The following is an 11,192-nucleotide window of genomic DNA, read 5'->3' as shown; positions in this document are numbered from 1 at the left end:
GGATGGCTCGCGTTTCTCCTCAGGCCACGCGGTACTGCTCGTCGCGGGCGTCGGTCAGGAACATCTGCCCCGGTGCGTGGGTGATGGCGAACGGCGGCCGGGAGGCCATCACCGCCGCCTGCGGGGTCACCCCGCACGCCCAGAACACCGGGATGTCGTCCGGCTCGGCGTCCACCGGGTCGCCGAAGTCGGGGCGGCCGAGGTCGGCGATGCCCAGACCGGACGGGTCGCCGCAGTGCACCGGGCCGCCGTGCACCGCAGGGAGCAGGCTGCTCTCCCGGATCGCCGCCGACAGGTGCTCGGGCGGCACCGGACGCATGGACACGACCATCGGACCGTGGAGCCGGCCGGCCGGCCGGCACTGGCGGCCCGTCACGTACATCGGCACGTTGCGGCCCTGCTCGACGTGGCGGATCGGGACGCCCGCCGACACCAGGGCCCACTCGAAGGTGAAGCTGCAGCCGATCAGGAACGTCACCAGGTCATCGCGCCACTGACCGCGCACATCGGTCGGCTCCGCCACCAGCTCGCCGTGCCGCCACACCCGGTACCTCGGCAGATCGGTGCGCAGGTCCGCGCCCTGTGCGAGGACGGTCGAGGACGAACCGGCGTCGGTCACGTCGAGGACCGGGCAGGGCTTCGGATTGCGCTGACAGAACAGCAGCATGTCGTACGCCCAGTCGGCCGGAACGGAGATCAGGTTCACCTGGGTGTGCCCCGCGGCCACCCCGGCCGTGGGGCCCGTCAGCCCCTCCCGGAAGCGCTCCCGGGCCGCGCGGGGGCTCCACGCGTGCGCCCGCTCGTCGACGAGGGCCACCGGGCGGTCGCCCGCGGGCGTCCCCGGGCGGCCGTCGGTGCCGGCGCCGGTGCCGGAACGCTCCCCGGCGCCGGCCCCGGTCCGGTGCTGCGCGGGGGGCTCGGGGCGGTGGTGGGGGAGGGCCGCGGGGCGGTGGTCCGCGGCGGCCGGAAGGCGGTGGTCGTCCGTGGCGTCCGTGCTGCTCATGCGAGTTCCCTCCCGCGGGTCTCGGGCAGTCCCAGCAGCGCCAGGGCCGCGATGCCGTAGCCGATCGCCCCGAAGACCAGTGCGCCGCCCACACCCCAGCCGTCGGCCAGGAAGCCCACCAGGGTGGGGAAGACGGCGCCCACGGCGCGGCCGGTGTTGTACGTGAAGCCCTGACCGGTGCCGCGCAGCGCCGTCGGGTACAGCTCGCTCAGGTAGGAGCCGAAGCCGCTGAAGATCGCCGACATGCAGAAGCCGAGCGGGAAGCCCAGCACCAGGAGCAGGGTGCCGGCGCCGCTCGGGATGTGGGCGTACACCAGGACGCAGACGGCCGACAGCAGCGCGAAGAGCCAGATGTTGCGCCGCCGGCCCAGCCGGTCGGTGAGGTGACCGCCGGTCAGGTAGCCGGCGAAGGCGCCCGAGATCAGGAACGTCAGGTACGCGCCCGTCCCGACCACCGACAGCCCCCGCTCCGACTTCAGGTACGTCGGCACCCAGGTCGCCAGCGTGTAGTAGCCGCCCTGCACACCGGTGGAGAGCAGGCTCGCGCAGAGCGTGGTGCGCAGCAGGCCCGGCGACCCGGCCGTGCCCGGCCTGAAGAGGGCCGCGAACGAGCCCCGCTCCGCGCTCTGTTCCCGCGCCGCCGTAGCCTCCGGCGCGTCGTGCACGCGGCGCCGCATCCACACCACCAGCAGCGCCGGCAGCGCGCCGGTCCAGAACATCACGCGCCAGGCCCAGTCGTCGTCGGCGACGGAGAACACCAGTGTGTAGACCACCGCGGCGAGCGCCCACCCGACGGCCCAGGAGCTCTGGACCGCGCCGAGGGTGCGGCCCCGGTGCCGCGCGCTCGCGTACTCGGCGACCAGGACCGCGCCGACGGCCCACTCGCCGCCGAATCCGAGGCCCTGCAGGGCGCGGAAGACCAGCAGCGTCCCGTAGTCGGGCGCGAAGCCGCAGGCGACCGTGAACACCGCGTACGTGACCACCGTGATCATCAGCGCGCGGACCCGGCCGATCCGGTCCGCGACCACGCCGGCCACGGCGCCGCCGATCGCCGAGACGACCAGGGTGACCGTGGTGAACAGGCCGGTCCGGCCGCTGTCCAGGTCGAAGTACGCGGCCAGCGCGACCATGCTCAGCGGCAGCGTGAAGTAGTCGTAGGAATCCAGCGCATAGCCGCCGAACGCGCCCGCGAAGGCCCGGCGGCCACGCGGGTCCAGCGCTCGCAGCCAGCCCAGCGTGCCGTCGTCGACGGCGTGTTCGGCGGGTCCGGCCCGGCGGTCTGATGCCAGGGCCTTCGGTGGAGGGGGCGTGCTCATGGGCACCTCGCAGATGAGGGACGGAGGGTGCTGGGAGTGAGCCGTGCCGTGCCGTGCGGTGCTGTGTCGTGCCGTGCCGTGCCGTGCGGTGCTGTGCCGTGCGGTGCTGTGCGGTGCGGTTTCGCGCCGTGCGCGGGCCGCGGTTCCGCGCCGACGTCGTGCGGGGACGGAGCGGTGCCGTGCGCAGCAAGGTAGAGGATCGTTGAACGATCCTTCAATACCCCTGTTGTCTCGTCCTCGTGTCTGCGGTTGAATTCCGGGCATGGCAGAGCAGCCGGCGCCACTGGCCGACGACCGTGCCCTGCTGGGCCGCACCAGCACGGCCGAGCGGGTCTCGGACATCCTCAGAAGCCGCATCGCCGAGGGCTACTTCCCGCCCGGCACCCGGCTGTCGGAGGACAGCATCGGCGGGGCGCTCGGCGTCTCCCGCAACACCCTGCGCGAGGCGTTCCGCCTGCTCACGCACGAGCGGCTGCTCGTCCACGAGTTGAACCGCGGGGTCTTCGTGCGGGTGCTGGCCGTGGAGGACGTCGAGGACATCTACCGCACCCGCCGTCTCGTCGAGTGCGCCGTCGTACGGGGCCTCGGCGAGCCGCCGTACGCGCTGGCCGGCCTGGCCGGCGCCGTCGCCGAGGGCCGGCGGTCCGCGCGCGAGGGCGACTGGAAAGGGCTGGGCACCGCCAACATCCACTTCCACCGTGAACTGGTCGCGCTCGCGGGCAGCGACCGCACCGACGAACTGATGCGCAGCGTCTTCGCCGAACTGCGCCTCGCCTTCCACGTCGTGGACGACCCGAGGAGACTGCACGAGCCCTACCTCAGCCGCAACGAGCAGATCCTGGGGGCCCTTTCGGCGGGGCGGCGGCGCGAGGCGGAGGAACTGCTCGCCGTCTACCTCGACGACTCCCTGGCGAAGGTCGTCGAGGTGTACCGGCGACGGGTGGGCGAGGAGGCATAGCCGCCCGGACCGCCCGGACCGCCCGGACCGCCCGGACCGCCCGGACCGCCCGGACCGCCCCGACCACCCGGACTTCCCGGCCCTCCCCGACCGCCCGGCCCGACGGGCGAGTCGGGCGCGCCGGCCATCCCGGACGCGCCGCGCTCACCGGCGTGACGGTCGCACGTACCGGCGTGCCGTGCGTACCGGCCGTGCGTACCGGTGTGACGGCCGCGCGGGCCGGTGCGGCGGCTGCCGGGCGTCCGCGGGGCCGAGGGCGACGGCCGCCGTCGCGGCGCCCGCGGCAGCGGGTCCGGAAGTGGCCGCGGCGGCGCTTCCGGCGGCGCCGGGCAGGACGGCCGCTGCCGCTGCCGCTGCCGCTGTCGCGGAGGCGGGGGAGGGGCAACGGAGGCGGGGCAGGGGCGGTGGCGGGCCGTGCCGCCGGGGGTGCGTCTGTGCCGTTTGGGTCGTTGTCGGACCGAGGACCTAGTCTGTGCACCGTGACTTCGCCTGCATCGACGGACAGCGTTCCGCCCCAGCTCAGCGCGGGGCCGCGCCCCGCCACGGGCCCGGCCGCCGACGAGGGGCTGGCGCGGCGGCTGCGCGCGCTCGCCTGCACGGCGCCGCTGCACGACCTCGACGCCCGCAAGGCGAACCTCGCGGGCGAGTACTCGGTGTACGGCATGGCGGAGATCGCACTCGCCGGTATCGACCTCGTCACACTGAACATGGACTTCGACACCGGCGCCGACCACGACCAGATCGTGGCCCGGCTCGTCCCGCGCGTCGCCGCCCAGGCCCCGCGAAGGCCGGCCGCCGAGCACGAGCGGGTGGCGCGCTGGGTCCTGGAGAACCTGATCAACGTCGGCAGCGTCGACCGCGGCTTCCGCGCGGTGTACGGCACCTTCGCCCCGGACGGCACGTATGTGCGCCGGGACTACGACTTCAAGCTGATCGAGGAGGTGCCGGGCCCCGGCGGCAGCGTCTACCTGCGCACCACGGACGAGGCGGTCAACGTCCTCGTGGGCGCCCTCGACACCGACGTCACCAGCGCCCAGATCGCCGCCGAGGTCAAGCTCGAGGTGCTCATCAACCGCGGTCGCCTCGCCGACGCCCAGCTCGCCGCCGAGCAGGCGCGCTACCGGACCGTGCAGTACTCCGAGACCCTGCGCCGGGCCCTGGAGGCCACCCGCCGCAACGTCCGCGCGGTGGACTGGCTGAGCGCCGTACCGGACATGATCGCCGAGGCCCTGGACCACGTCGCCGACCGGTACCGGCACGAGAACGCGATCCTGACCAACATCCGCAAGGCACGTGACGAGACCGAGGAGCCCGAGCACAAACGGCGCGCCGCCGAGCTCGTCGACATCGTCAAGGACTGCATCCGCAGGCACACGCAGTTGCAGTCCCGGCTGCTGGAGGCCGGCCCCCTCTTCCGCGCCGAACAGGACCGGCAGGCCTTCGCCACCCCCCTGACCACCTCCGGCACGGACCTCTACGGCCATCTGCTCGCCCCCGCGCTCCCGTTGCCGCTGGAGCAGGCGATCCGGGTCACGGACGCCTTCTTCGCGCACGGGACCGGGCTGCGCACGCCGGTGTCCGTCCGGGTCGGGGACCTCGTCGACATCCTGCTGACGCCGCCCGTGGAGCGCGAGCACCTCGGTGCCGAGATGCCCGAACCGGACCTGATCGCCACGCCGGACGACAGCCGGTTCAGCGAGGAGCAGCTGGCCGCCGCCATGGAGCTGCTCGACCTGCCGGCCGACGCGCCGCGGCGGCTGTCGGGGCTGCTCGCCGAGGCCCGCCGCGGGGACGCCGACCTCCCGTACCTGGTCGCGCTGCTCGCCGTGCACGCGGCCAGCCCGCCGGTCGGCACCGCCTACCGGCAGGGCGAGGAGAAGCTCCTGTTCGCCGTGGACGACGGCACCGAGCTGGACGACCCCGAGTTCGGCGGCGCCGACCTCATCGTCGGCACGGCGCTGCTGGACGCGGCCGGGATGGCCGCCGACCGGACGGAGGCGGCGTGAGCCCCCGCCGGAGCCGAGGCGGCGTGAGCCCCGGCCGGAGCCGCACCCCGGACCGGACCGGCGCCCCCGCACCGGCCGGCCCGCCCCCGCAAGCCGGCCCGCGACCACACATCGGCCCGCCGACACAGGGCGGCACACACGCACCAGACCGCGGCCGCGCGCAGCACCGCGACCGTGAGCACCACCGCGACAAGGAGTCCCGACCGTGACCGAGCACGTCGACCGGAGTGAGCCGGAAGCCGGCGGCACGCCCACCGCTGCCGGCGTCACGCCCGCCGACGCAGCCGACGCGGCCCGGCTCGTCGCCTTCGGACTGCAGCCCAAGCTTCAGCCCGCGCGGGACCAGGAATACGCCGAGCTGCTGCGCCGCCACCGCGAGGACCCGGCCTTCGCCCGGCTCGCGGACGCGGTCGCCGCCGGGCTCGGGCTGGTCGTCCTGGAGGTGTCGCCGCGCGCGGGGATGGCGGTGACCGCCGCCGAGGACTCTGTGTTCGCCGTCCGCATGGGCGACTACGCGCGTCGTGCCGCCGCCGACTCCGGCGACCGTTTCCTGCACGGACTCGCCCACCTCGCCGCGGCCGCACTGGCCTTCCCGCGGCCCGAGGACCTCGCCGACGACGGCTACATCGGACGCGTCACCGTCAACGGCGTCGACGCCTTCGTCCGCCAGGCCTGCCGCCGTCTGGAGGAGCGCGCCGAGGAACGGGGCGAGAACACCGACCCGGCCACCGACGCGCCGGGCCTGGAAGCCGCCTGGCGGATCTGGGCCAGGCGCAGCGCGACCGGCGCCACCAAGGACGCGCGGCGTCCCGCCGCCTCGACCACCGGCATCGTGGCGAAGGCCCTGGCCTTCCTCACCGACTCCGGCTTCCTCCAGCGCACGGGCGAGGAGAGCGGCGGCACCTACCGCACCACGGCCCGCTACCAGCTCCAGGTGCGCGACATGGCGGGCGGCGCCGCCATGGCCGAACTCCTCGACCTGGGCGTCGTTCCCGTCACCGACGGCACGCCGAGCCTGCTGCCCGCCGAGGAGAGCGACGACCTGGAACTGGTGGCCGACGCCGGGCTGCCGTTCCACGCGCCCACCCAGTCCTGAACCCTCCGAACTGCACGAAGACTGACGAGAGTCCGCCATGTACGAGCTGTCCCGGGTCCGCCTCTACTCCATCGGGCCCGCCGGTGCGCGCTACGCCGACACCGTGCTTGACCTGCGGGGAGTGGGCGAACCGGTGCCCGATCCCGCGCCCATGCAGGCGGAGTTCTTCCAGGACGAGCCGGTCGGCCCGCCACGCCGCCCCGCGCCCGCCGGAGTGCTCTTCCTGGAGAACGGCGGCGGCAAGTCGGTCCTGCTCAAGCTGATCTTCTCCGTGATGCTGCCCGGCCACCGCAACACCCTCGGCGGCGCCAGCTCCGGTGTGCTGCGCAAGTTCCTGCTCGCCGACGACTGCGGCCACGTGGCGCTGGAGTGGCAGCACGTGCAGACCGGCGAGTGCGTGGTCGTGGGCAAGGCGAGCGAGTGGCGCGGCCGCCAGGTCTCCAACGACCCCCGCAAGTTCGCCGAGGCCTGGTACTCCTTCCGGCCCGGCCCGGGCCTCACCCTGGACAACCTCCCGGTCGCCGAGGCCACCGCCGTACGACCGCCCGCCGAGGGCGTCTCGGGCGCCCGGGGCCGGCGCCGCACCATGAAGGGCTTCAGGGACGCGCTCACCGAGGCGGGCAAGGTCTACCCGCACCTGGAGGTGCACTGGGAGGAGATCCACGACCGGTGGATCGAACACCTCGGCGACCTCGGTCTCGACCCCGAACTCTTCCGCTACCAGCGGGAGATGAACGCCGACGAGGGCGAGGCGGCGGGCCTGTTCGCGGTGAAGAAGGACTCCGACTTCACCGACCTGCTGCTGCGCGCCGTCACCGACACCCGCGACACCGACGGACTCGCCGATCTGGTCAGCGGCTTCGGCGACAAGCTGGGCCGGCGCTCCGAGCTGATCGCCGAACGCGACTTCACCGCCGGGTCGGTCGACCTGCTCGGCCGGATCGTCGAAGCCGCCCAGGCCCGCACCCGCGCCCGCGACATCCACACCGGAGCCGAACGCCGCACGCGCACGCTGGCCCGACGGCTCTCCGCCCGGGCGGTGCGCGAACGGGTACGGGCCGCGGACCTCGCCCAGCGCGTCACCGCGGCGGCCCACGCCGTCACCCACTCCGAGGGCGGCCGCGAGCGCAGCGCGCTGATCGCCGCCGAACTCGCCTACCGGCACGCCTCGCTGGCGCTGGCCGCCGCCGAGAAGTCCGCCGCCGCGCAGAAGCGGGAGCTCGCCGACGCGCGCACGCTGCACTCCGCCTGGCAGGCGGCCGAGGCCGTGCTGCGCCACCGTGCCGCCGCGGACCGCGTCACCCGGGTCGCCGCCGCGATCCAGGAGGCCGAACGGGACGCCGCCCCGGCCCTCGCCGCGCGGGCCAAGGCGGCCGTGGACCTCGTACGGGCCCTGCACGCCGCCGCGGAGCGAGCCGAAGCCCTCGCCAACGAGGGCGAGGAACGGTCCGCGCTGTTGCAGGAGGCCGGCGAGACGGCGCACCGGGACGCCACCGCGGCCGCCACCGAGGCGCAGCGGGCCCGCAGCGAGGCGGGCCACCTGCGCCAGCGGCTGACCGAGGTCGAGCAGGAGACCGCCGAGGCGGTGCGCGCCGGCTGGCTGGACGACAGCGCACCCGACGCCGACCCGGCGCGCGCGGCCCTGGCCGCCAGCGACGCCGAGAAGACCGCCGTCGCAGCCTGGGACCAGGCCCGCGAGATCTCCCGCAAGGCCACGGAACACGCCCGCGAGGCCGCCTCGGCCGAGTCCCGCGCGGAACTCACCGCGGCCCGCGCCGCCGACGCCTTCGCCGCGGCACAGCGCGGGTACGAGGCCGAGCGGCGCACCGCCGACGCACTGGCCGGGGAGGAACGGCTCGCCGAACTGCTGAGCCTGCCGGGCGCCGCCCCGGCGGCGCGGCCCGGAGTGCCGGCCCCGCGGTCGGGGGCCGACGACACGTCGGGCGGCGCCGGGAGCACGACGGCCGGCGGGGCCACGCGCGGCCGGACGGGCGGGTCCGGCGGCATCGCGCGCCCCCGCTCCGAGGGCCCCCTCACGGCGGAGGACCTGGACCGTTTCGCCGAAGAACTGCGTGAACTCCTCGACACCGCGGTCTCCTCCGCCGAGCGCCACCTGTTCGAACTGCGCACCGCCGCCGCCGACGACGCGCGCATCCTCGGCGCGCTCGGCGACGGCGGTCTGCTGCCGCCCGGCCCCGACGTCCTGGCCACCGTCGAGTTCCTCGGCGAACACGGCATCCCGGCGCTGCCCGGCTGGCGCTACCTCGCCCAGGCCGTCGACCCGGCCGACCACACGCGGGTGCTCGCCGCCCGCCCCGAACTGGTCGACGGTGTGATCATCACCGACCCGGGCACGCACGCCCGGGCCCGCGAGGTTCTGGCCGAGGCGGCCCTGCTGCCCCGGTCGGCCGTGGCCGTCGGCACCGCCGCGGCGCTCCTCGCCCCCACCCCGGCCGCGGACTCCACGGCGGCCGACGTCTTCCTCGTACCGCCGAACCCGGCCATGCACGACGAGTTCGCCGCCGACGAGGAGCGCCAGGCGCTGCGCGCCCGGGCGACCGAGCGCGACGAGGAGATCCACCGCCTCGCCGCCCGGCTCGGCAAGGACCGCGAGCTGGCCGCCCGGCTCGCCTCCTGGCGCGCCGGCTGCCCCGCCGGGCGGCTCGTCGAACTGGCCGGCGCGGCCCGCGACGCCCACACGTTCGCCGAGGAGGCCGAGGCCGAGCTGGCCGGGGCACGGACCGAGCGCGCCGAGGCCGAGGAGACCGCCGCCGAGGCCGCACAGGTGCGCGACGAACGGCAGGAGGCCGCGCAGCGGGCCCGCCGTGCCGCCGACGCCCTCGCCGGGCTCGCCTTCCGGCTGCGCGAGCGTGCCGGCTGGCAGGTCAGGCTGCGCGAACTCGCCGACGAGGCCACCGAGTCCGAGGCCCGCGCCCAGGCCTGCCTGGAACGTGCCCGGGCGGCGGACGAGGACCGGCGCGCCGCGCAGCGCGCCGCCGACGACGCCCGCCGGACCGCTCGCGCGCTGCGCGCCGAGCGCTCCGAGATCGCCGGCGCCCCCGACGACGTGCCCGAGGCCGACGGCGACGAGCCCAAGGCGTCCCTGCCCGCCCTCCGTGAGGCCTACCGGGCCGCCTCCCAGGTGTACGAGAAGGTCGGCGTCGGCGCCGACCTGCGCGCCGAACAGGCGCGCGCGGAGAGCGACGAGAGCGCGGCCCGTGCCGAACTGGACCGGCTCAGCAACAAGGTCCGCACCCGGGCCGAACAGCTGCTCCAGGCGCCGGACGGCTCCGACGGTCCGTCCCGGCAGGCCGCCGCGGCACGGGCCGAGGAATTGGTGCAGCTCCTGGAGACCCGCATGTCCTCCGCGAGCGAACAGCTCGGTCGGCTGCGCGGCGAGGCCGAGCGCCTCGCCCCCGAGGACGGCGAGGCGCACACCCAACTGCCCGGGGAACTGCTCCCGCGCGACGCCGAGCACGCGCAGGCCCTGCTGCGCACCGCCACCGCCGAACTCGCCTCTCGCGCCGAGGCGTTGAGCCAGGCCCGGGAGGCTCACGCCGAGCTGCTGGCGGACCACCGCGCCGCCGAGGACGCGGCGGGCGGCTTCGACGAGATCGCCGCCATGCTCCGCGACCTGCTGCGCGAGCACACGTCGGAGGAGGAGCAGGAGGAGCCGGAGCCGTACCCGGGAAGCCCGGAGGCGGCCCGGCAGGCCGCCGCCGAGGCCCGCCGCTCGCTGCGCGGCTGCGCCGCGGACCTGTCCGCCGCCGAGGCCGCCGTGCGCGAGGCCGGCGACGTCCTCGTCCGGCACGCCAACTCCACCCGCTACGAACAGGTACGCACCCCCGCCCGGCAGCAGATCCGCGAGCTTCCCGCCTCAGCCCTGCCCGAGCACGCCCAGAAGTGGGCCGACGCGTTCGCGCCCCGGCTGCGGGTCCTCACCGACGAACTGGCGCAGCTGGAGCGCAACCGCGACTCGATCGTGGACCGGCTGCGCGGCCTCGTGGAGTCCGCCCTCGCCACGCTCCGGTCCGCCCAGCGCCTCTCCCGGCTTCCCGAGGGTCTCGGCGAGTGGTCCGGGCAGGAGTTCCTGCGCATCCGTTTCGAGGAGCCCGACCAGGCGACGCTCACCGAGCGGCTGGGCGAGGTCATCGACGAGGCCACCCGGGCCGCCGTGAAGAAGAACTCCGACCTGCGCCGCGACGGCATGTCCCTGCTGCTGCGCGGGGTGGCCGCCGCGCTCCAGCCCAGGGGCGTCGCCGTGGAGATCCTCAAGCCGGACGCGGTGCTGCGCGCCGAACGCGTCCCGGTCGGACAGATGGGCGACGTCTTCTCCGGCGGACAACTGCTCACCGCGGCCATCGCCCTGTACTGCACCATGGCGGCCCTCCGGAGCAACGACCGGGGCCGCGAAAGGCACCGCCACGCGGGCACGCTGTTCCTGGACAACCCCATCGGCCGCGCCAACGCCACGTATCTGCTGGAACTCCAGCGGGCCGTGTCCGACGCGCTCGGTGTCCAGCTCCTCTACACCACCGGCCTGTTCGACACGACGGCGCTGGCGGAGTTCCCGCTGGTCATCCGGCTGCGCAACGACGCGGACCTGAGGGCCGGACTGAAGTACATCAGCGTGGAGGAGCACCTGAGGCCGGGGCTGCCGCGTCAGACGCCCACCGGAGAAGCCGGGCACAGCGAGATCACGGCGACCCGGATGTTCCGGAAACCGGCGCCGAGCACCCCGTAGCCGCGGGGCGGGGCACCGCGGGCCGGTGACGGCCACTCGTGCGGTTCCCCGCCCCCGTGCGCAGGCTCC

At 75.4% G+C, this 11,192-nt stretch carries 6 protein-coding genes; 4 read left to right on the top strand and 2 right to left on the bottom strand.

Annotated features, from left to right (window positions below; translation table 11 throughout):
* Positions 1-19 precede the first annotated feature (19 nt).
* Both ACF061_RS33955 and ACF061_RS33950 read right to left on the bottom strand, forming a co-directional pair.
* Positions 20-1,003, bottom strand: a complete 984-nt coding sequence (locus tag ACF061_RS33955; RefSeq protein WP_392270859.1) for a putative hydro-lyase — start codon at positions 1,001-1,003, stop codon at positions 20-22.
* The gene (locus ACF061_RS33950; protein ID WP_392270858.1) at positions 1,000-2,319 is read right to left on the bottom strand and encodes an MFS transporter; all 1,320 of its coding nucleotides are present in this window, start codon (positions 2,317-2,319) and stop codon (positions 1,000-1,002) included. The genes ACF061_RS33955 and ACF061_RS33950 overlap by 4 nt, the downstream gene beginning before the upstream one ends.
* A 262-nt stretch (positions 2,320-2,581) precedes the next feature.
* Here ACF061_RS33950 and ACF061_RS33945 point away from each other — a divergent pair, with 262 nt between their 5' ends.
* From ACF061_RS33945 to ACF061_RS33930, 4 genes are all read left to right on the top strand, one after another.
* Positions 2,582-3,277, top strand: coding sequence for a GntR family transcriptional regulator (locus ACF061_RS33945; RefSeq protein WP_392270857.1), 696 nt, complete (start codon positions 2,582-2,584; stop codon positions 3,275-3,277).
* 479 nt (positions 3,278-3,756) lie between these two features.
* A complete protein-coding gene (locus ACF061_RS33940) occupies positions 3,757-5,283 on the top strand; it encodes a hypothetical protein (protein ID WP_392270856.1) in 1,527 nt (508 codons plus the stop codon).
* Positions 5,284-5,488: 205 nt separating this feature from the next.
* On the top strand, positions 5,489-6,379 hold the full coding sequence (locus ACF061_RS33935) for a hypothetical protein (RefSeq protein WP_392270855.1): 891 nt from the start codon (positions 5,489-5,491) through the stop codon (positions 6,377-6,379).
* A gap of 37 nt (positions 6,380-6,416) precedes the next feature.
* Entirely contained in the window at positions 6,417-11,123 is a 4,707-nt protein-coding gene (locus ACF061_RS33930; protein WP_392270854.1) for a hypothetical protein, read from the top strand.
* Positions 11,124-11,192 lie beyond the last annotated feature (69 nt).

It is taken from the genome of Streptomyces sp. NPDC015220 (assembly GCF_043079345.1).
Lineage (GTDB): Bacteria > Actinomycetota > Actinomycetes > Streptomycetales > Streptomycetaceae > Streptomyces.
Note: the sequence above shows the minus strand (reverse complement) of the source record. Positions and strands in the feature narration are given on the sequence as shown.

What these genes read in the sequence shown, in the direction of transcription:
- ACF061_RS33950 (WP_392270858.1), bottom strand. Translation starts at nt 2,319, where the DNA reads ATGAGCACGCCCCCTCCACCGAAGGCCCTGGCATCAGACCGCCGGGCC.
- ACF061_RS33945 (WP_392270857.1), top strand. Translation starts at nt 2,582, where the DNA reads ATGGCAGAGCAGCCGGCGCCACTGGCCGACGACCGTGCCCTGCTGGGC.
- ACF061_RS33930 (WP_392270854.1), top strand. Translation starts at nt 6,417, where the DNA reads ATGTACGAGCTGTCCCGGGTCCGCCTCTACTCCATCGGGCCCGCCGGT.
- ACF061_RS33955 (WP_392270859.1), bottom strand. Translation starts at nt 1,003, where the DNA reads ATGAGCAGCACGGACGCCACGGACGACCACCGCCTTCCGGCCGCCGCG.